The following is a 19,513-nucleotide window of genomic DNA, read 5'->3' as shown; positions in this document are numbered from 1 at the left end:
GGAGGCCCATTCGGACCTCCCCCAAGAGCGTCAGCCCAGCTTGGCCAGGTCTTCGTCGCTGATGTCTTCGTTCGAATAGACGTTCTGGACGTCGTCGTCGTCGTCCAGCAGGTCGAGCAGCTTCATCAGGGTGGCGACCGAGTCGCCGGTGACCGGCACCTGCATCTTCGGGCGCCAGGCGATCTTGGTGTTCGACGCCGCGCCGAACTTGGCTTCCAGGGCGGCGGCCACCTCGTTCAGGCTTTCGAAGGCGGTGTAGATGGTGTGGCCTTCGCCCTCCTCGTCCATGTCCGAGGTGACGTCGTCGGCGCCGGCCTCGATGGCGGCTTCCATCATGGCGTCTTCCGTCGCGGCCTTGGCCGGGTAGGTGATCTGGCCGACGTGATCGAAGTTGAAGGTCACCGAGCCGGTGGCCCCCATATTGCCGCCGATCTTGGTGAAGTAGGATCGGACGTTGGCGGCGGCGCGGTTCTTGTTGTCGGTCAGCACCTCGACGATGATGCCGACGCCGCCGGCGGCGACGCCTTCATAGCGGATTTCCGAATAGTCGGCCGCGTCGCCCATCTGCGACTTCTTGATCGCGCGGTCGATGACGTCCTTGGGCAGGCTCTCGGCCTTGGCGTTGTTCACGGCCAGGCGCAGGCGCGGGTTCATGGCCGGGTCGGGCAGGCCGGTCTTGGCCGCGACGGTGATTTCCCGCGACAGCTTGGAGAACAGCTTGGAGCGCGCGGCGTCGGCGCGGCCCTTGCGGTGCATGATGTTCTTGAATTTCGAGTGGCCGGCCATTCGGAGGCTCTGTCTCTGGTCTGAAAAATGGAGTGTGGGCGCTTCTAGCCCCCGAGGGCGGGTTTTGTCACCCCCAAGGGGCGCCGGGCCAGGCTTGCGCTCCGCCTGGCCTAGATGATAGTTAGGCAATAACTTAAGCGTCTAAGAGCGATCGATGAGCCTGACGCTATACGCCCACCCGCTGTCCTCGTTCTGCTGGAAGGTGCTGATCGGCCTCTACGAGAACGACACGCCGTTCACGCCGCTGGTGGTGAACCTGGGCGAGGAGGCCTCGCGCGCCGCCTTCCTGTCGGTCTGGCCGATCGGCAAGTTCCCGGTGCTGCGCGACGACGCGCGCGGCGAGACCGTGCCCGAGACCAGCGTCATCCTCGACTATCTGGACGCCTACTATCCCGGTCCGGTGCGGTTCACGCCGGCCGATCCGGACGCGGCCTGGCGCACTCGGCTGTGGGACCGGTTCTTCGATTTCTACGTGATGACGCCGATGCAGAAGATCGTCGGCGACCGCATCCGCCCGTCGGACGACCAGCGTGATCCATTCGGCGTCGATCAGGCGCGCGGGCAGATCACTACCTCCTATCCGGTGCTTGAGGCCGAACTGGCCGACCGGACCTGGATGTCGGGCGACGCCTTCGGTCTGGCCGACTGCGCGGCGTTCCCGGCGCTCTACTACGCCGACAAGGTCCAACCGCTGGGCGAGGCCTATCCTCGGATCAGCGCCTATCTGGCGCGGCTGACGGCTCGGCCTTCAGTGGCGCGCGTGCTCGAAGAAGCCGAGCCCTTTTTCAAGTACTTCCCGGCAGGGTGAGGCCAGCATGGCCGGGGCGCCCGCCGCCGCGGGGTTTTGTCACCCGATTTGATCTGGCGCATTTGCGGAACCGCCAGGCCCCGGGATGGTTAAGGCTCCAGTCGGGCGCGCAGCGACCCTCTCCGGCGTCGCGCTCGGTCCCTGGGCTCAAGGAGCCATCTCATGCGAAGATTCCTGACCATCGCCATCGGCGCGGCCTTGCTTGCCGCAACGCCGCTCGCAGCGTCGGCCCAGAGTGGTCCGATGGGACGACCGGGCGCCCCCCAAACCAGCCCTGGCCCGGATCGTCCCGGACAGGATCGCCCGGGCATGGGCCGCCCTGACATGCACGGCAACGACTATGGCCGCTGGGACAATGGCTGGGGCCGTCGCCCGCCGCCGCCGCCCAAGCACTTCAACCGCCACGGAAACTGGTACCAGCACGTGCGGGCCTGTTCGGCGCGCTATCGCAGCTACAATCCCCGCACTGACACCTATCAGCTCCGTCGCGGCGTCTATCGCCGGTGCCGGCTGTAGCCTTCGGCGGATGATAGCCCGCTCTCCAGGAGAGGCTTAGATCACGGGCACCGTCGGCTGCAGCCGCCCGCCGACGCGGATCGGCTCGACACGCACCGCCAGGCCCGTGCGGTCGTCGGTCTCGACGAACACGCCGCACACCGTCGCCGGACCCGAGGCCGGCGTGTAGCGCCCGCCGCTGATCTTGGTGGTGAAGCGCCGCAGAGGCTCTTCCTTCTGGTTGCCGATAACGCTGTCATAGTCGGCGCAGGCGCCGGCGTCGGTCTGGTAGGCGGTGCCGCCCGGCAGCACCTGGCAGTCGGCGGTCGGGACGTGTGTGTGGGTGCCGACCACCAGAGAGGCGCGGCCGTCGCAATAGTGGCCCATGGCCATCTTCTCCGACGTCGCCTCGCAGTGCATGTCGACGATCACCGCGTCGGCCACCTGGCCCAGCGGGGCCTTGTCCAGCTCACGGTCGGCGGCGGCGAACGGGTCGTCCATGGCGTCCATGTGCACCCGGCCCAGCAGGTTGACGACGAACACCGTCTTGCCACTGTCGGTCTGGAACAGGTGGCTGCCGCGCCCCGGGGCGTCGGACAGGATCGGGTAGTTGGCCGGTCGGATCAGGCGCGGCTCGCGGACGATATAGGTGAGAGCCTCGCGCTGGTCCCAGCTGTGATTGCCCAGGGTCAGGCAGTCGGCGCCGGCCTCGAACAGCTCGCGCGCGGTGTTCTCGGTGATGCCGAAGCCGGCCGCGGCGTTCTCGGCGTTGATGATCACGAACTCGAGGGAGAGCCGGCGGCGAAGATCGGGCAGATGGTCGGCCAGGCCGTCGCGGCCCGACTTGCCGACGACATCGCCGAAGAAGGCGAAACGCATCGAAAGTCCTTAAGGAGGGCCTGGGCGGCCCATGTCATTGACCGCGATATACTCTTTTTCGGTGAGAATAGCGTCCAGCCTTTGATCGTGCGGCTCGTGCGGCAAATTCTCCGCCTGCTGGCCACTGTAGGCCAGGCCCAGCACGACAACGGACTTGCGAGCCCTCAGGGCTTCCAGCGCCCGGTCGTAATAGCCGCCGCCCTGCCCCAGGCGCAGGCCGTCGCGCTGGAAGGCCAGCAGCGGCGTGATGACCAGGTCCGGCAGCACGACCGCCTGGGTCGGCGGGGGACCGCGCAGGCCGATGGCGTCATGGACCAGCGGCTGGTCCAGATCCCAGAGGCGGAACACCATGCGGGCCGTCTCGGCGTCCTCGACCGTCGGCAGGGCCAGGGTCCAGCCCGCCTCGCGCATATGGTCGGCCAGGATGCGCGGCGACACCTCCGAGCCAAGCCCGTGATAGAGCGCGACAACCTTGCCGGCGGGATCGGGGAACAGCTTGGCCAAGGGCTCGCGCGCCACCTCGGCGATCATCCAGTCGGCTTCGGGATGCTCCAGCGCCAGCTGCTTGCGCTGGTTGCGCAGGAAGATGCGCAGGGCCGTCTTGGCCGCGATGGGATTGGTGATCGCCATCCGTCGCTTATAGGAGACCATCGCTTCGGGAAGAAAGGTGGCGGCGCCGCGAAGAACCGTGAAGACGTTTCAATCCACTCGAACCTGTCAGTAACAGGTGGGCCCCGTATTCCCGCAGCCACGGCCACGGGAGGGAACAGGTCCCGATAGAGAGATTAAGGTCCCTGGGAATAGAAATCTTCGACGAGAGCCACAGCAAGACCCGCCGTGGGTCAATATAGGGGGTCGGGCGCCCCAGCGATAGAGGTGCCCGCGTCGCAGGCGACGATCAGAGGCCCAGCGACGCCTTCAGGAAGGCGTCGGTCTTGGTCAGCATCTCGGTTCGCGCCGTGTCGTCGTTGAGCTGGTGGTCCAATCCCTTGAACTCGACCAACTCGGCCTTGCGTCCCGCGTCCCGCAGCTTGCGCTCCATCAGCCGCGACTCGCCGATCCCGACATTGGCGTCGAGGTCGCCATGGAACAGCAGGACCGGCGCCTTGATCTTCGCGGCGTTCTGGGCGGGCGAACCCTCGGCCACGTGCGGGCCCTTGCCGATGAATTGACTGACCTGGAGGTAGTTGGTGAAGTTCATGGACTCCGCGCGCAGGGTCTCCAGATCGGTGACCGGCGCGATCGCCACGATGGCCTTGAAGAGGTCCGGATCCAGCACCGCCGACTGCAGCGCCGCATATCCCCCGTACGACCAGCCGACGATGGCCAGCTTGCCCGGCGCGGCGATCCCCTGCTGGGCGAGCCAGCGGCCGCCGTCATTCACATCGCCGATCGCGGTGCGCCAGGACTGGAAGCCGTTCTTCTGGAACCAGTCGGCGCCATAGCCGGCCGAGCCTCGATAGTTGGGTTGCAAGACGGCGTAGCCCTGCTGGGCGAAATACTGGGCGAGCCAGTCGAAGCCCCATTCGTCGCGCGCGCCGGGGCCGCCGTGCGGCATGACGATCGCCGGCAGGTTCTTGCCGTCGCTGCCCGGCGGCAGGGTCAGGTAGCCAGGGATCTGCGTGCCGTCTGCGGCCGGATAGGTCACCGCCTTCACCGTGGCCAGCTTCAACTTTTCCAGCTGCGGCCGGGCGGCGATCAGCTCCTGCAGGTTCCGGGTGGTCTTGTCATAGAGGTAGTAGAGGCCCGGATCGCTGTCGCTGCCGGCGAACAGCAGCAGCTTGGACTCGTCGGCCGAGGCGTCGACGAACGTGACCAGGCGACCCGGCAGCGCCTTGCCCAGCGCCAGACCCAACTTGCGCAAGTCGGGGTCGAAGAATTCGGTCTCGCGCTTGTCGGTGACGTAGGAGACGCCGACCACGCGGCTCTGGCGACCGATCCGAACAAGGCCCGTAACGTCGACGTCCGGCCGCGCCAGCACCAGGTCGCGCTTGAGGCTGTCGTCCAGCGCCGTCTTGTACAAGGCCAGGCGGCCGTCCTTGACGTCGAAACCGTAGACGACATTGAGCTTGGGATCGACGGCTTCGGGGCTGAAGCCGCTGTAGCCCGTGGCGCCGAGGGTCAGTTGGCCCAACGGCAGCCAGTCGCGGCGTTCAGGCTGGCGATAGAAATAGAGGATCTTGTCGCTGGCGTAGCCCGACGACCGCGTCGGCCGAACGCCCATCACCCGGACGGTCCCGCGCCCATCGCCGATATATTCGATGGCGTTAAGGTTTGGCTTCTCGACGGACCGGCGAGCCAAGGTTGTCGTGTCGACGCGATCGACGCCCAGGCCGTCGTCTTCCTTGGCCAGGTGGGTGCCAGTGCCGCGCTCCGGCACATGGTCGCGGGTCATCAGGATCCCACCCGGCGCGTCGTCGGTGGCCCAGTCGATCACCACGCCGCCGTTCTGCGACAACCGCAGCGAGCGGTCGTTGGTCTCGGCGCTGAGCACCTTCAGGTCGCCGCCGTCGCTGTTGATCGCGATTAGGCGGGTGAAGCCCAGCCGATTCTGCGCGTCCTTCACGACGACATAGATCTGGCAGACCAGGCGCGTATTGGTCGACCAACGGCAGCTCGTCAGCCGTTCGGGGCTGCCGCTGGAGGCGAGGATCGGCTTAGGCGGGCCGGAAGCGGCCGTGTCGACCACCTCCAGGTGGACGCCGCGCCCAGCGGTCGGGACGATCATCGCCACTTGCTGGCCGTCCGGCGACAGGCTGATCTGCTGGATATATTCGCGCGCGCCGAACGCGCCAGCGGTAGAATCCGCCGCCAGGGCCTGACCGCTCAAGGCCAAGCCCAGAAGCCCAAACGTCGCCAGCACTCTCATCGAAGCCCTCTTCCGAAACAGGTCCCAACGATAGGGAATACAGTGGAGAGAACAACCTCAAGTTATAGCGCGAGCGGAGCGCCTACTCCGCCGCCAGCTTCTCGATCTTCTCGGCGGCCGCGTCCAGCGCGCGGATGGCGGCGATCTCGGCCTTGGTGCCGTCCTGGTTCAGGCGGGCGATCTCGGCGTTGGCGTGGGCCAGGCGCAGCTTCATGTCCGACAGTTCGTCGGCCAGCAGCAGGGCGCCCATCAGGAAGAGCCGCGTCTCGCCCAGTTGGCCGACGTCGGAGCTGACCTGGCGGACCTGGCGGTCGAACAGCCGCGCCAGTTCCGAGAGATGCGGCTCCTGGCCGTCCTCGCAGCCGACCATGTAGGGCCGGCCGTTCACGTGGATGGTCACCTGGGCCATGCGTCAGGCCTCCCCCAAATCGCGGACTTTGGGATCGCGAACTTTGGGATCGCTGACTTTGGGATCGCCTGCCTTGGGCGCGTCGAACAGGTCGTCGTCCTGCAGAGGCGCGACGGCGTCCTCGGCTTCGTCGTCGTCATGCGCGTGGTCGTCATTGGCCACGAACTCGTCGCCGAGCGCGGAACGGATCTCCGCGATGGCGCGGCCCAGGGCGGCGGAGGCCTGCTCGCCGGCTTCCTCCAGCGCCTTTTCACGTTCGCGGGCGGCTTCCAGGTCGGCGACCAGGCGCGTGCGCTCTTCGTCATCGAAGAGGCTCGGCTCGGCGGAGGACAACGACGACGCGACAGGCGCGGCGGCGGCGGCCGCAAGCGCGCGCTCGACCTCGGCGGCCCTGGCCGCCTGGCGCTGCTCAAGCTGAGCCACCGCGCGCTCCAGACGGCGCACGGCCAGGTCGAGGGCCGTACCGTCGGCCGGGATCATCGGCGATTTCCAATCATGCGACGCAACATATAGATGAGCCCCGTCTATGCCAGTCGTCAGGGCGACATTTGGGCGGCGCGGAGCCCATAGCAGCATTTACCGAAGCCGTGTCAGTTTCTAGGCCTTGACTCAGCGCCTTTCCCCCGCAAAACGCGCACCCAAATAGGGAACGCCGATCGAACTCGATCGCGCGGTCATAACAGGAGAACGACCCATGGCTATTCGCGTCGCCATCAACGGCTTCGGCCGCATCGGACGTCTGGTCCTGCGCTCCATCGCCGAGCATGGCCGCCGCGACATCGAGGTCGTCTCCATCAACGACCTGGGCCCGGTCGAGACCAACGCCCACCTGCTGCGCTACGACAGCGTCCACGGCCGCTTCCCGGGCGTGGTCACCTCGGGCGAGGACTGGATCGACGTCGGCATGGGCAAGATCAAGGTCACGGCGATCCGTGATCCCAAGGATCTGCCGCACAAGGAACTGAACGTCGACATCGCGTTTGAGTGCACCGGCATCTTCACCGCCCGCGACAAGGCCGCCCTGCACCTGGAAGCCGGCGCCAAGCGCGTGCTGGTGTCCGCTCCCGCGGACGGGGCCGACAAGACCATCGTCTACAAGGTCAACCACGAGACCCTGACCGCCGACGACATCGTCGTCTCGAACGGTTCGTGCACCACCAACGCCCTGGCCCCGGTCGCCAAGGTCCTGCACGACCTGGTCGGCATCGAGCGCGGCTACATGACCACGATCCACAGCTACACCGGCGACCAGCCGACGCTGGACACCATGCACAAGGACCTCTACCGCGCCCGCGCCGCGGCCCTCAGCATGATCCCGACCTCGACCGGCGCCGCCAAGGCCCTGGGTCTGGTTCTGCCGGAACTGAAGGGCAAGCTGGACGGCTCGTCGATCCGCGTCCCGACCCCGAACGTCTCGGTCATCGACCTGAAGGTCGTGCCGACGCGCGACACCACGGCCGCCGAGGTCAACGCCGCCCTGCAGGCCGCCGCCGACGGTCCGATGAAGGGCGTGCTGTTCACCACGACCGACCCGCTGGTCTCGACGGACCTGAACCACATCGCCGCCAGCTCGACCGCCGCCCTGCCGCAGACCCAGGTCATCGAGGGCAAGCTGGTCCGCGTGCTCAGCTGGTACGACAACGAGTGGGGCTTCGCGACCCGCATGAGCGACACCGCTCTGGAAATGGCGAAGTTCCTGTAAGGAACGCACCACCAAACCCCGCTCTCGCAAGGAGCGGGGTTTTCCTTGGCCCGCCCTCGTCCTTCGACAGGCTCAGGATGAGGGCTATTGCCGATCTCTTGAACCTCATCCTGAGCTTGTCGAAGGACGAGGTTCACGCACCGCAGGACGCCCCATGACCTTCCGCACCCTCGACACCGCCGATCTCGCCGGCAAGCGCGCCCTGGTCCGGGTGGACTTCAACGTGCCGGTCGATGGCGGGAAGATCACCGACGACACCCGCCTGCGCGCGGCGCTGCCGACCATCCACTACCTGTCCCAGCAGGGCGCCAAGGTCGTGCTGCTGGCCCACTTCGACCGGCCCAAGGGCAAGGTCGTGCCCGAGATGAGCCTGGCCTTCGTGGCCGAGCCGCTGTCGGCGCTGCTGGAGCAGCCGGTCGCCTTCGCCAGCGACTGCGTCGGACCGGCCGCCGCTGAAGTCATCAACACCCTGGAAAACGGCGGCGTGGCCCTGCTGGAGAACGTCCGCTTCCACGCCGGCGAAGAGAAGAACGATCCCGCGTTCGCCAAGGCCCTGGCCGCCAATGGCGACGTCTATGTCAACGACGCCTTCAGCGCCGCCCACCGCGCGCACGCCTCGACGGAAGGGCTCGCCCACCTGCTACCGGCCTATCCGGGCCTGGCGATGCAGCGTGAGCTGGAAGCCCTGGACGCGGCCCTGGGCAATCCCAAGAAGCCGGTGATCGGCATCGTCGGCGGCTCCAAGGTCTCGACCAAGCTCGATTTGCTGCGCAACCTGGTGACCAAGCTGGACTATCTGGCCATCGGCGGCGGCATGGCCAACACCTTCCTGCACGCGGCCAAGATCGATGTCGGCGCCTCGCTGTGCGAGCCCGACCTGGCCGACACCGCCCTGGAGATCATCGACCTGGCGGGCGCGGCCGGCTGCAAGCTGCTGCTGCCGACCGACGTGGTGGTGGCCAAGAGCGTCAAGCCGAGCGTCCACGCCGAGACCCGCAATGTCTATGATGTCCAGCCCGACGACCTGATCCTGGACGCCGGCCCCGAGACGGTGAAGACCCTGCTGGCCGCCATGGACGCCAGCAAGACCCTGATCTGGAACGGCCCGCTGGGCGTGTTTGAAGTCCCTCCGTTCGACGAGGCGACCGTTTCGGCGGCAAAGCACGCCGCGCAACTGGCGAAATCGGGTAAGATCGTGGCCGTGGCCGGCGGCGGTGATACGGTGTCGGCCCTGAACCACGCGGGCGTGTCGGCCGACATGACGTTCGTCTCGACCGCCGGCGGCGCGTTCCTGGAATGGATGGAGGGCAAGACGCTTCCGGGCGTCGCGGCTCTGGAGGCTTGAGAATCTGACTAGTTTTCTCCGATCTCCCCGGCGAATGCCGGGGCCCAGATGGACGAGCGCTGAAGCGATTCCAAGAACACCGCGTTCTTCCAATCAGCCCAAGCGCCTTGGGATCTGGGTCCCGGCATTCGCCGGGAAGATCGGAAGAGTTTAAGTACGCAGACTGACTAGACGGGCAGAGAACGCACAAGCGTCACGGCCCCAAAAACAAGAAACGACCCAACCACTTAACGCTTGCAGGAGAGAACTACGTGGCTCGCATCACGCTGCGCCAGCTGTTGGACCATGCCGCCGAGCATGAGTACGGCTTGCCCGCCTTCAATATCAACAACATGGAACAGGGCCTGGCGATCATGGAGGCGGCCGAGGCTGTCAACTCGCCCGTGATCATCCAGGCGTCGCGCGGGGCGCGGAACTACGCCAACGACATCATGCTAGCCAAGATGATCGACGCTCTGGTCGACATCTATCCGCACATCCCGGTCTGCATGCACCAGGACCACGGCAACGGCCCGGCGACCTGCGCGACGGCGATCCAGTACGGCTTCACCTCGGTGATGATGGACGGCTCGCTGATGGAAGACGCCAAGACCCCGGCCTCCTACGAGTACAATGTCGAGGTCACCCGCAAGGTGGTCCAGATGGCCCACAGCTGCGGCGTCTCGGTCGAGGGCGAGCTCGGCGTGCTGGGAAGCCTGGAAACAGGCATGGGCGAGGCCGAGGACGGCCACGGCTTCGAGGGCAAGCTCAGCCATGACGAACTGCTGACCGATCCGGACCAGGCGGTCGACTTCGTCGCCCAGACCGGCGTCGACGCCCTGGCCATCGCCATGGGCACCAGCCACGGCGCCTACAAGTTCACGCGCAAGCCGGACGGCGACGTCCTGGCCATGAACGTGATCGAGGAAATCCACCGCCGCCTGCCCAACACCCACCTGGTGATGCACGGCAGCTCCAGCGTTCCGCAGGACCTGCAGGACATCATCAACCAGTACGGCGGCGAGATGCCCCAGACCTGGGGCGTGCCGGTCGAAGAGATCCAGCGCGGCATCAAGCATGGCGTGCGCAAGATCAATGTCGACACCGACAACCGCATGGCCATCACCGGCGCGATCCGCAAGATCCTGGTCGAGAAGCCGGGCGAGTTCGATCCGCGCGCCTATCTGAAACCCGCCAAGGAAGCCATGCGCAAGGTCTGCCAGGCCCGCTTCGTCGAGTTCGGCTCGGCCGGCCACGCCGACAAGATCAAGGCGCTGTCGACCGCGACCATGGGCAAGCGCTACGCCTCGGGCGAACTGCACGCCAAGTTCGGCGGCGACGCGGCCAAGGCCGCCGCCGAGTAGACGTCGATCCGTTGAGACGAAGAGGCCTCCCGGCGCGATCCGGGAGGCCTTTTCGCGCCGGCTACTCCGCCGCGACGAGAAGGCGGCGGCGGCGGGCGAGCAGCTTGACCGCGACGGCCCCGACCGCGCCGCACAGCAGTATGGCCAGGGTGAACCCAGGACCCACGAAGGCGTAGGTTCCCTGCCAGCAGTGCAGGCCGTCGACCGTGGCCGCGACGCCCCCGCAAAACAGACCGCAGGCGAAACCGGTCGGCCCAGGCCGCTCCAGGTCGACATCGCGCAGGCCGGCCGCGACCAGGGCCAGCATCGGCGCGGCCATGACCAGGACATTGCCGAGGCAGACGGCGGCCTGCGGCCAGTAGAGGGCCGCCAGGGCGCCGGCCGTCATGTCCGACGCCTGGACCCCGCCGGCGATCAGGAGGACGCTAGCCAAGGCCCCGGCGACGGCCAGCGCGCTGAACCCGCCCGGGCGATCGCGCGCCATCCGCGTGGCCGCGATCATGGCGCAGCCGGCCACCGCGGCGGGATAGGCGGCCTTGATCCAGAAGAAGGATTGGGCGGCGGCGAGGGGCAGGTCCGGACGCAGGTCCAGCCAGACCAGGATCATCAGCACGCCGGCCAGGACGCCGGCGGCGGCGACCTCGGCCAGTCGCCAGGGCAGGGTCGCGGCCGACCAGATGGGCGCGCCGGCCCTCGCGCCGCTTATCGGAGCGACGGTGTCATCGATCGTCACGCGCCTCTCCCCACAGAGCCGGATGGCGGTTGCGCCAGCACCTGTCGCGTCTCATTCGCGAAAGGCGGCGTCACTTCAGTGGCGGAACATCGGTTTGTCAATCGACCGCGGCGCGACGACACGAAACTTGATCGTCGCTAGATCTGGCGACAGCTCGCCGACTGGCGGCCTTGCCTACCAGCGCAGCGCCCAGCGCCCGACCGCCGCGCCGAGGGCGGCGAGGGACAGCACCCCGAGGCTGTACCAGAGGGCCACGAAGGTGAAGGTGTTCTCGGCGCAGTGCAGGCCATAGACCGTCGCCGCCACGCCGCCCGCGAACAATCCCGTCGCCAGACCCGCCAGGGTCGGCCGGGTCGGGGCCATGCCGCGCACCACCCACAGGCCGAGGGCCAGCATCGGCAGACCCAGGACCAGGATATTGCGGCTGCAGACATGCCAGGAATGGCCGCGCAGCATGTGCAGCGTCATCTGGATGTCGGGGCTCATCATCGCCTGGACGACGCCCGCGACCGAAAACGCTCCCAGGACGGACAGGCCCAGGATCCAGCCGCGGCGGCCCGATCCACCCGGCCGCGACAGCCGCTCGATGGCCAGGTAGCCGGCCGCGCCCAGCAGGGCGGTGTAGAGCGCCTTCATCCAGAACATGCCGCCGCGCATGGCCGGCATCAGGTCATGGCGGGTATGCAACCAGGCCAGCACCAGGACCAGGGCCGCCAGGGCGCCCAGGCCGGCGACCATCGCCAGACGCCGGGGCGGCGCGCGCGTCGGCCCAAAATCCGTGGCCTGGGCGTCCGAGGCGAGGGCGTCGATCAGATCATCCGTTCGCACGGCGCATCCTTTCGGCCAGGGCCTTCAGCGCCCGGTGCAGGGCGACCTTGGCCGCGCCCTCGGACATGCCGGCCTTCGCGCCCGCCTCGGCCAGGGACAGGCCGGTCAGCTTGACGTCGGAGACCAGGGTCCGCTGCTTTTCGGGCAGGGTGGCCAGGGCGCGGTCCAGCTCGAGGCCGACGCCCGGATCGGGCTCGTCGGCGGCCAGGAATTCGATGTGGTCCTCGATCGGCAGGGTCTGGCGGATCTTCCGCCGCCGCCAGTGGTCGATCAGCTTGTAGCGCGCCACCGCGTGCGCCCAGGCGGTGAACGACTGGGACGAGTCCCAGGTCGACCGCTTGAGATGCACCGCCAGCAACGTCTCCTGCACCAGATCCTCCACATCGCCGGACGCGCCGGACATCCGCCGCGCGAAATAGGCGCGCAGCCGGACGCCGAGAACGGCCAGACACTCGCGATAGGCGACGGCGTCACCGTCCAGCCCGCGCAGCATCAGCGCCTTCAAACGGGTCTCGGTATCCGTCACGCACACCCCTATTCGCGCGGGAAGGGCCGATGGTTACACGGTGTCGCGCCGCGCCGGAACCGCCCGAGACCGCCGCGCCGAAATTTTGTTCCCCCCGTTTTTTGTTCGGCGACCGGTGTAACCTTCACGGCGGAAGCTTCGTATCTCCCATCGACCGGGCGACGACATGCCGCTCCGGCCAGCAACGATCCCAAGACTTCCCCAAGAGCACCAAGGAGACACCCCATGAACCGCACCGCCACCACCGCCGCCCTCGCCGCCGTCCTCGCCCTCTCGGCCGGCGTCTCGATGGCCTCGGCCGACGAGCACATGAAGACCGGCGCCAAGGTCGAGATGGAAAAGTGCTACGGCGTGGCCAAGGCCGGCGAGAACGACTGCAAGGCGGGCGCGGGCACCTCGTGCGCCGGCACCTCGAAGGTCGACTATCAGGGCGACGCCTGGAAGCACGTGGCCAAGGGCGCGTGCGTGACCATGAAGACCCCCAAGGGCATGGGTTCGCTGACTCCGAAGGCGTAAGCGACCTTTGAAACTGTCATCCCGGCCAAGCGCGAAGCGCGCCGAGCCGGGACCGCCGGACGCGCCGCGCTTTTGGCGGTCCCGGCTCTCCGCTGCGCTGCGGCCGGGATGACAAGGGTTTTGAAAGCTCCCCCCCCCCATGACCCCAACCGCCGGCCTTGGCCTCAAGTCCCAGCACTATGCCGACGCGCTCGCGTGCGAGGCTCAGGGCCTGTGGTTCGAGGTTCATCCCGAGAACTACATGTCGGCTGGCGGCCCGCGTCTGGCGGCGCTGGAAGCCATCCGCGAACGCCGCCCGATCTCGCTGCACGGCGTGGGCCTGTCCCTGGCCGCCGACGCCGATCCGGACCGCGAGCACCTGGCCGCCCTCAAGCGGCTGGTCGACCGGTTCGAGCCGTTCGTGGTCTCCGAGCACCTGGCCTGGTCGACGCATCGGGGCCAGCACCAGCCCGACCTCCTGCCCTTTCCGCGCACCCGCGCCGCCCTCGCCCGCATCGCCGCCAATGTCGGCCGGATGCAGGACGCCCTGGGCCGCGAGGTGCTGATCGAGAACCCGTCCCTCTACCTGCCCCTGAGCGGCCACGACCTGGACGAGGTCGACTTCCTGAAGGCCCTGGTCGCCAGGACCGGCTGCGGCCTGCTGGTCGACGTCAACAACGTCTTCGTCAGCGCTAGCAACCTCGGCTACGACGCCGAGGCCTATCTGAACGCCCTGCCCGCCGAGGCGATCGGCGAGATCCACCTGGCCGGCCACGGCGCCGATGAAGGCGGATCCGACCTCCTGATCGACACCCACGGCGCGCCGGTGGCCGAGCCTGTCTGGACGCTCTATCGCCGGCTGATAGACCGCATCGGCCCCCGCCCGACCCTGATCGAGCGCGACGACGACATTCCCGACTTCGCGACGCTGATGGCCGAGCGCGACCGCGCCGCGGCGATGCTGGAGCCTGTCCGGGAGAAGGCCCATGCCTGAGCTGCTGGACTTCCAGGACGCCTTCGTCGCGGCCCTCGGTGGCGAGCGCGCCGCCCTGTCGCCCTGGCTCGCGCCCGGCGCCGGCGAGGCGGGGCTGTCGGTCTACCGCAACACCATCGCCAAGGGCTGCGTCGACGCCCTGACCGCCAACTTCCCGACCGTGCTGTCCATGGTCGGCGAAGAGTGGTTCCGCGCCGCCGCCGCGCTGTTCGCCCGCGAGGCGCCGCCGACCGGCGCGGCCCTGCTGGACTACGGCGAGGACTTTCCCGCCTGGCTGGGCCGCTTCCCGCCGGCTCAGGACCTACCCTATCTCGCTGGCGTCGCCCATCTCGACCGCCTGTGGACCGAAGCCCTGTTCGCCGCCGAGGCGCCGGCCCTGACCGCCGGGGCGCTGGCCGCCTTGCCGCCCGAGGCCCTGGCCGTGACGCGGCTCGCCCTGCACCCCAGCGTCCGCTTCGCCGCCTTCGAGGCCGGCCTGCCCAGCCTGTGGTCGGCGGCCCGCGCGGGCCATGAGGACCTGGAGCTCTCGGAGGCTCCCGAAGCGCTCCTCTGCCTTCGCGCCAACGGCGTCGTCACGCATCGCGTGGTCGGCGAGGCCGAAACCGAATTCCTCCGCGCCTGCCGCGAGGGCCAGACCACCGCCCGGGCCGCCGAGCGCGTCCTGACAACCCATCCCGCCGCCGACCTCGCCGCGCTGTTCGCGGGCCTGATCGCCGACGGCGCCTTCATGGATATCGACCAATGACCGCTGCCGCTCTCCGCGCCCCCTTCGACGCCTTCGCCCGGATCGCCGGCAAGGTTCTGACGGAGGACGTCCTGGCCCTCGTCGCCCGCCTCGGCGTGGCGGCGATCTTCTTCCAGTCGGGCCGCACCAAGGTCGACGGGCTGCTGCACATCAAGGACAGCACCTATTCCCTGTTCGAGACCGAATACCACGTGCCGCTGCTGTCGCCGGACGTGGCGGCGCACGCGGCGACCTATTCGGAGCACCTGTTCTCGGTCCTGCTGGTGCTGGGCCTGTTCACCCGGCTCTCGGCGCTCGCCTTCCTGGGCATGACGGCGGTGATCGAGATCTTCGTCTATCCCGACGCCTGGCCGACCCACCTGTCGTGGGCCGCCCTGCTGCTGTTCCTGATCGCGCGCGGCGGTGGGCGGTTCAGCCTGGACCGGGCGCTGAAGATCGCTTGATCTACAAAGCGCTTGTCATCCCGGCCGCAGCGAAGCGGAGAGCCGGGACCACGGCGAGCTCAGCGCTTCCGGCGGTCCCGGCTCGGCGTGCTTCGCACTTGGCCGGGATGACAGTTTTCAATGAATCGTCGGCATGCGCGGCACGGGCTTGCGCCACAGCTGCGAGGTCAGGGCGTTGGCGATGCCGATCCAGCCGAAGTCGGGAGCGACGCCGCCGCCGACCTTGCGGGCCTCGATCGCATAGGCCGCCGAGGCCGTCAGCGAGGCCGTGGCCGCGCCCAGCTGGCCGCCCAGGCGCTTGGCGCCCAGGCCCAGCCACAGGGCGTTGAAGCCCTGCACCAGGCTCCAGATCGTCAGGGCGCGGGTGCGGGCGGGGCTGGCCGGGGCGTTCCAGGTGCGCAGGCCCGACAGGGTCATGGCGATGAACAGCGGCGGCAGAAGCAGGCTGGTCAGCGGCTTGGGCTGGTGGGCCACCGGTTCGTGCATCTCGGCGAACTCGACGGCGTACATCTCGTCGTCCAGCACCCGCTCGTGGCGGCGGCCCATCACCATGGCCGCGATGATCGCGCCACCGGCCAGGGCCGCGCCGACGCCGATCTGCGCCGCGGGATGAAGGCCTTCCCGCCTTTCCAGCTCGAACGCCTCGCGTCCAGCCAGAGCGCGTTCCCGCGACTTTCCGTTGGCGACATGCATGGCGGGACTCCTTCGTGAACTCGCAAGGTCAAACAGCCCAGCTGAACCTTGGTTCCAGCGCGACCGGGACCCCGACGCCATGATGGCCTGATCCGCGCCGCGCGCCAGCTAAAACGCTTTCGGGTCTCGTGCGACCGATTGTCGTCCGAGACCCAAACGCGAACAGCGGTCTAGGCCGGCAGCTCTCCCACCGCCGACTGCAGGTAGTTCTGCTCGCCCAGCGCCTTGACCAGGCCCAGCTGCATCTCGAGGAAGTCGATATGCTCCTCGGTGTCGCTGAGGATCTCGCGCAGCAGCTCGCGGCTGACATAGTCGCGCGCCTGTTCGCACTGGACGATGCCGGGGATCAAGGTCTCGCGGCCGCCGACCTCCACGGCCAGGTCGCTGGCCAGGCATTCCGGCACGGTCTCGCCGATCTTCAGCTTGTGCAGGTCCTGGAGGTTCGGCAGCCCTTCCAGGAACAGGATGCGGTTGATCAGCTTGTCGGCGTGCTTCATCTCGCCGATCGATTCGTCATAGGTGATCTTGCCGAGGCGCTTGAAGCCCCAGTTGTCGTACATCCGCGCGTGCAGGAAGTACTGGTTGACCGCCGTCAGTTCGTTGGTGAGCACCGCGTTGAGCAGTCGGATGATGCCGGGATCGCCCTGCATGGCGGCCTCCTTGAAGTTCACGTGTTCGGCCGGAACCTGGGGCAAGCCGAAACCGGCTTCAACCTGAATATGTGCGAGTCGCTCGCGCTCTCACGGAAATCCGCGCGAACGCTGGGCGGATCCCTGAATTTGCTGGTGTTCGAACCGTTACTCGGCGGCGAAGGCCAGCGCTTCGCGATTGTCCTGGATCATCTGGCGCATCTCGCACACGCACTTGGCGCACTGGGCCTGGCAACCCTTGTGACGGAAGATGTCCGCCGGGCGCGTGGCGCCAGCGTCGATGGCGGCGCGCACTTCGCGCTCGCGGATGCCGTTACAATTGCAGACGTACAAGGAAGAACGCCCTACCCGATTGAGTGTCATTCTCATCTAGCCGCTCACGACAGCTTTTGCAACTGACTCTCACTACGGTTCATAGCGGCTAGGTGTCGCGGGGCGGCTCGAATTGGCTTAAAGCCCAGCCCATGACGCTCGCCTGCCGCCTCTATCTGATCACCCCGCCGTCCCTGCCCGACCTGGCCGCCTTCGGCCGCCAGCTGGCCAGGACCCTGGAAGGCGGCGACGTCGCCGCCCTGCAGATTCGCCTGAAGGACGCCCCGGACGAGGTGATCGCCGCCGCCGTCGAAGCCCTAGGGCCGATCGCCCAGGCCCACGACGTGGCCGTGATCCTCAACGACCGCCCCGATCTGGCCGCCCGCCTGCCGGTCGACGGCGTGCATGTCGGCCAGTCGGACATGGCCCTGAAGGACGCGCGCAAGCTGATGGGCCAGCGGATGGTCGGCGTCACCTGCCACGACAGCCGCCACCTGGCCATGGAGGCGTCCGAGGGCGGCGCCGACTACGTCGCCTTCGGGGCCTTCTTCCCGACCACGACCAAGGACGCCCCGACCACCGCCGAACCCGAGATCCTGACCATCTGGCAGGAGACGATGGAGATCCCCTGCGTGGCCATCGGCGGCATCACCGCCGCCAACGCCGCGCCCCTGGCCACGGCCGGCGCGGACTTCCTGGCCGTCTCGGCCGGGGTCTGGGCCTATCCGGAAGGCCCTGACGCGGCCGTCGCCGCGCTGAACGCCGCGATCGTCGAGGGCCTGAGCGCGAGGTCGGGGGCCGGCCGCGAATAAGGCCAAATAACGGCGTTCCCTTGTGACGCGCCGCACATCGGCATAGCTTCCCCGTCAGCGAACAACGATAAACGGGGGAGGACGCTCATGAAGCGACTCAAGTTGTGTTTGCTTAGCGTAACGGCCCTGGCGCTTGCCACGGCTGCGACTGCAGAGACCTGGAAGCAGGCGCCGGGAGACACCAAGTCCTACTATGACGCGGACTTCACCCGCGTGGACCAGGCCACCGGGTTGATCGTGACCCGCGTCGCCGAGGGCAAGCCCAACGGTCCCTACAAGAACTGGCCGGCCAGCAAGGGCCCGATCCTGGTCTTCGCGCTGGACTGCGCGGCCGACAAGTGGATGGACCTCGGCATGGACTTCGACGGCTCCAAGGGCCTGCCCAAGGGCTGGCGCAAGGAAGCCAAGATCGACGACATCTCCGGCGCCGTCGGCAAGGCCGGCAAGATGCTCTGCGAGACCAAGGACACCCTGCCGAAGGTCGAGCTGCCTTAGCCTCCAATCCGATCTTCCCGGCGAAGGCCGGGACCCAGATCGAACCCATTGGCTTCAACGAGGTGGCGAGGCCGCGAGGCGCGCCATCCCAAGTCATTCCGGATGGATCTGGGCCCCGGCCTTCGCCGGGGAAATCGGTGTTTTGATACGTGTCCGGCCTTAACCATCTCGAACCGCGCCCATCTTGCCTTCAGGCCTGTGGACGACTAGGTTCCGCGCCCGTTCTTTCACACCGTCGACCTACCGCTCCGCCGCCGGACCTTCCGGCGGGCGTCGACGGCATTGCATGAGGATTACACGCCCGTGGCTACGCCTTCCGCCCTTCTGAACGTCATGATCGACGCGGCCCGGAAGGCCGCCCGTGGCCTGGCTCGCGACTTTGGTGAAGTCACGGAACTGCAGGTCTCGAAAAAGGGCGCGGCGGACTTCGTCACCAACGCCGACATCAAGGCCGAACAGACCCTGTTCGAGATCCTGACCAAGGCCCGCCCGGGCTACGGCTTCCTGGGCGAAGAGCGCGGCATGATCGAAGGCACCGACAAGACCCACACCTGGATCGTCGACCCGCTGGACGGCACCACCAACTTCATGCACGCCATCCCGCACTTCGCGGTCAACATCGCCCTGCAGCGCGAAGGCGAAGGCGTCGTCGCCGGCGTCACCTACAACCCGATCACCAACGACCTGTTCTGGGTCGAAAAGGGCAAGGGCGCGTTCCTGGGCGCCGAGAAGCGCCTGCGCGTCGCCGCCCGTCGCAACCTCGACGAATCCGTGCTGGCGACGGGCGTGCCGTTCGCCGGCAAGCCGGGCCACGGCCAGTTCCTGAAAGAGCTGCACCAGGTCAGCCAGAAGGTCGCCGGCGTCCGCCGCTTCGGCGCCGCCGCCCTGGACCTGGCCTGGGTCGCCGCCGGCCGCTTCGACGCCTACTGGGAGCGCAACCTCAACCCGTGGGACGTCGCCGCCGGCGTGCTGATGGTCCAGGAGTCGGGCGGCAAGGTCACCACGATCGATGACGACGACCACGACGTCGTGCAGGGCAAGTCGATCCTGGCCAGCAACCAGGACCTCTATCCGCTGATCCTCGAGCGGCTGCGGGCGGCGTAGTTTTTGTGATGGCGAGGGCGTCAAAGCCCTCGCCAAACCGTCACATC

The 19,513-nt window shown here is 67.8% G+C and carries 24 protein-coding genes and 1 other RNA gene; 12 read left to right on the top strand and 13 right to left on the bottom strand.

Going from position 1 to position 19,513, the window contains the following annotated elements:
• Positions 1-30 precede the first annotated feature (30 nt).
• Positions 31-786 carry a YebC/PmpR family DNA-binding transcriptional regulator gene (locus tag AC1RJ9_RS06315; protein WP_492836882.1) on the bottom strand — a complete coding sequence of 252 codons (756 nt, stop codon included), beginning with the start codon at positions 784-786 and terminating at the stop codon, positions 31-33.
• A gap of 154 nt (positions 787-940) precedes the next feature.
• Between AC1RJ9_RS06315 and AC1RJ9_RS06310 the strand changes: the two genes are divergently transcribed.
• Both AC1RJ9_RS06310 and AC1RJ9_RS06305 read left to right on the top strand, forming a co-directional pair.
• Positions 941-1,594 carry a glutathione S-transferase family protein gene (locus AC1RJ9_RS06310; protein ID WP_492836881.1) on the top strand — a complete coding sequence of 218 codons (654 nt, stop codon included), beginning with the start codon at positions 941-943 and terminating at the stop codon, positions 1,592-1,594.
• 162 nt (positions 1,595-1,756) lie between these two features.
• Positions 1,757-2,110 (top strand): BA14K family protein, encoded by a 354-nt coding sequence (locus AC1RJ9_RS06305; RefSeq protein WP_492836880.1) that lies wholly within the window; start codon positions 1,757-1,759, stop codon positions 2,108-2,110.
• Between the two features lie 36 nt (positions 2,111-2,146).
• Here the strand turns inward: AC1RJ9_RS06305 and AC1RJ9_RS06300 are convergent, their stop codons facing one another.
• From AC1RJ9_RS06300 to AC1RJ9_RS06275, 6 genes are all read right to left on the bottom strand, one after another.
• Positions 2,147-2,968 (bottom strand): TIGR00282 family metallophosphoesterase, encoded by an 822-nt coding sequence (locus AC1RJ9_RS06300; protein WP_492836879.1) that lies wholly within the window; start codon positions 2,966-2,968, stop codon positions 2,147-2,149.
• A gap of 9 nt (positions 2,969-2,977) precedes the next feature.
• The gene (locus tag AC1RJ9_RS06295; RefSeq protein WP_492836878.1) at positions 2,978-3,598 is read right to left on the bottom strand and encodes a 5-formyltetrahydrofolate cyclo-ligase; all 621 of its coding nucleotides are present in this window, start codon (positions 3,596-3,598) and stop codon (positions 2,978-2,980) included.
• A gap of 39 nt (positions 3,599-3,637) precedes the next feature.
• Positions 3,638-3,800: non-coding RNA, 6S RNA (gene ssrS / locus AC1RJ9_RS06290), on the bottom strand.
• Positions 3,801-3,866: 66 nt separating this feature from the next.
• Entirely contained in the window at positions 3,867-5,837 is a 1,971-nt protein-coding gene (locus tag AC1RJ9_RS06285; protein WP_492836877.1) for an alpha/beta hydrolase family protein, read from the bottom strand.
• An 82-nt stretch (positions 5,838-5,919) separates the two neighbouring features.
• Positions 5,920-6,246, bottom strand: a complete 327-nt coding sequence (locus tag AC1RJ9_RS06280) for a cell division protein ZapA (RefSeq protein WP_099575970.1) — start codon at positions 6,244-6,246, stop codon at positions 5,920-5,922.
• Positions 6,247-6,249: 3 nt separating this feature from the next.
• Entirely contained in the window at positions 6,250-6,726 is a 477-nt protein-coding gene (locus AC1RJ9_RS06275) for a hypothetical protein (RefSeq protein WP_492836876.1), read from the bottom strand.
• Positions 6,727-6,940: 214 nt separating this feature from the next.
• Here AC1RJ9_RS06275 and gap point away from each other — a divergent pair, with 214 nt between their 5' ends.
• The 3 genes from gap to fba all read left to right on the top strand — a co-directional run bounded on the left by gap (position 6,941) and on the right by fba (position 10,636).
• Positions 6,941-7,948, top strand: coding sequence for a type I glyceraldehyde-3-phosphate dehydrogenase (gene gap, locus AC1RJ9_RS06270; RefSeq protein ID WP_492836875.1), 1,008 nt, complete (start codon positions 6,941-6,943; stop codon positions 7,946-7,948).
• Between the two features lie 154 nt (positions 7,949-8,102).
• Positions 8,103-9,293 (top strand): phosphoglycerate kinase, encoded by a 1,191-nt coding sequence (locus AC1RJ9_RS06265; RefSeq protein ID WP_492836874.1) that lies wholly within the window; start codon positions 8,103-8,105, stop codon positions 9,291-9,293.
• Positions 9,294-9,544: 251 nt separating this feature from the next.
• Entirely contained in the window at positions 9,545-10,636 is a 1,092-nt protein-coding gene (gene fba, locus AC1RJ9_RS06260) for a class II fructose-bisphosphate aldolase (protein WP_492103405.1), read from the top strand.
• Positions 10,637-10,697: 61 nt separating this feature from the next.
• Here the strand turns inward: fba and AC1RJ9_RS06255 are convergent, their stop codons facing one another.
• From AC1RJ9_RS06255 to AC1RJ9_RS06245, 3 genes are all read right to left on the bottom strand, one after another.
• Positions 10,698-11,369: a DUF1109 domain-containing protein gene (locus AC1RJ9_RS06255; RefSeq protein WP_492836873.1), complete on the bottom strand. Its 672-nt coding sequence runs from the start codon at positions 11,367-11,369 to the stop codon at positions 10,698-10,700.
• Between the two features lie 174 nt (positions 11,370-11,543).
• Positions 11,544-12,197, bottom strand: coding sequence for an anti-sigma-F factor NrsF (nrsF, locus tag AC1RJ9_RS06250; RefSeq protein WP_492836872.1), 654 nt, complete (start codon positions 12,195-12,197; stop codon positions 11,544-11,546).
• Entirely contained in the window at positions 12,184-12,723 is a 540-nt protein-coding gene (locus AC1RJ9_RS06245) for a sigma-70 family RNA polymerase sigma factor (protein ID WP_492836871.1), read from the bottom strand. The genes nrsF and AC1RJ9_RS06245 overlap by 14 nt, the downstream gene beginning before the upstream one ends.
• Before the next feature lie 225 nt (positions 12,724-12,948).
• On the opposite strand from AC1RJ9_RS06245, the gene AC1RJ9_RS06240 reads away from it, so the two are divergent.
• The 4 genes from AC1RJ9_RS06240 to AC1RJ9_RS06225 all read left to right on the top strand — a co-directional run bounded on the left by AC1RJ9_RS06240 (position 12,949) and on the right by AC1RJ9_RS06225 (position 15,400).
• Positions 12,949-13,239: a BufA1 family periplasmic bufferin-type metallophore gene (locus AC1RJ9_RS06240; RefSeq protein ID WP_492836870.1), complete on the top strand. Its 291-nt coding sequence runs from the start codon at positions 12,949-12,951 to the stop codon at positions 13,237-13,239.
• A 139-nt stretch (positions 13,240-13,378) separates the two neighbouring features.
• Positions 13,379-14,212, top strand: coding sequence for an MNIO family bufferin maturase (bufB, locus tag AC1RJ9_RS06235; RefSeq protein ID WP_492836869.1), 834 nt, complete (start codon positions 13,379-13,381; stop codon positions 14,210-14,212).
• Positions 14,205-14,957 (top strand): HvfC/BufC family peptide modification chaperone, encoded by a 753-nt coding sequence (locus tag AC1RJ9_RS06230; RefSeq protein WP_492836868.1) that lies wholly within the window; start codon positions 14,205-14,207, stop codon positions 14,955-14,957. The genes bufB and AC1RJ9_RS06230 overlap by 8 nt, the downstream gene beginning before the upstream one ends.
• The gene (locus AC1RJ9_RS06225) at positions 14,954-15,400 is read left to right on the top strand and encodes a DoxX family protein (protein WP_492836867.1); all 447 of its coding nucleotides are present in this window, start codon (positions 14,954-14,956) and stop codon (positions 15,398-15,400) included. The genes AC1RJ9_RS06230 and AC1RJ9_RS06225 overlap by 4 nt, the downstream gene beginning before the upstream one ends.
• A 117-nt stretch (positions 15,401-15,517) precedes the next feature.
• Here the strand turns inward: AC1RJ9_RS06225 and AC1RJ9_RS06220 are convergent, their stop codons facing one another.
• The 3 genes from AC1RJ9_RS06220 to AC1RJ9_RS06210 form a co-directional block, all read right to left on the bottom strand.
• Complete coding sequence (locus tag AC1RJ9_RS06220; protein WP_492836866.1) at positions 15,518-16,093, bottom strand: tryptophan-rich sensory protein; 576 nt, start codon at positions 16,091-16,093, stop codon at positions 15,518-15,520.
• A 170-nt stretch (positions 16,094-16,263) separates the two neighbouring features.
• Positions 16,264-16,743 carry a bacterioferritin gene (bfr, locus tag AC1RJ9_RS06215; RefSeq protein ID WP_125159220.1) on the bottom strand — a complete coding sequence of 160 codons (480 nt, stop codon included), beginning with the start codon at positions 16,741-16,743 and terminating at the stop codon, positions 16,264-16,266.
• Positions 16,744-16,890: 147 nt separating this feature from the next.
• Positions 16,891-17,076, bottom strand: a complete 186-nt coding sequence (locus AC1RJ9_RS06210) for a (2Fe-2S)-binding protein (protein ID WP_099575957.1) — start codon at positions 17,074-17,076, stop codon at positions 16,891-16,893.
• Positions 17,077-17,207: 131 nt separating this feature from the next.
• Between AC1RJ9_RS06210 and thiE the strand changes: the two genes are divergently transcribed.
• The 3 genes from thiE to AC1RJ9_RS06195 all read left to right on the top strand — a co-directional run bounded on the left by thiE (position 17,208) and on the right by AC1RJ9_RS06195 (position 19,466).
• Positions 17,208-17,867, top strand: coding sequence for a thiamine phosphate synthase (gene thiE, locus AC1RJ9_RS06205; RefSeq protein ID WP_492836865.1), 660 nt, complete (start codon positions 17,208-17,210; stop codon positions 17,865-17,867).
• A gap of 87 nt (positions 17,868-17,954) precedes the next feature.
• On the top strand, positions 17,955-18,362 hold the full coding sequence (locus AC1RJ9_RS06200) for a hypothetical protein (protein ID WP_492836864.1): 408 nt from the start codon (positions 17,955-17,957) through the stop codon (positions 18,360-18,362).
• A gap of 303 nt (positions 18,363-18,665) precedes the next feature.
• Positions 18,666-19,466, top strand: coding sequence for an inositol monophosphatase family protein (locus AC1RJ9_RS06195; protein ID WP_492836863.1), 801 nt, complete (start codon positions 18,666-18,668; stop codon positions 19,464-19,466).
• Positions 19,467-19,513 lie beyond the last annotated feature (47 nt).

It is taken from the genome of Caulobacter sp. GW822-FHT07D08 (genome assembly GCF_058798735.1).
The sequence above is the reverse complement of the archived record's forward strand: the minus strand, read 5'-3'. Positions and strand labels throughout refer to the sequence as shown.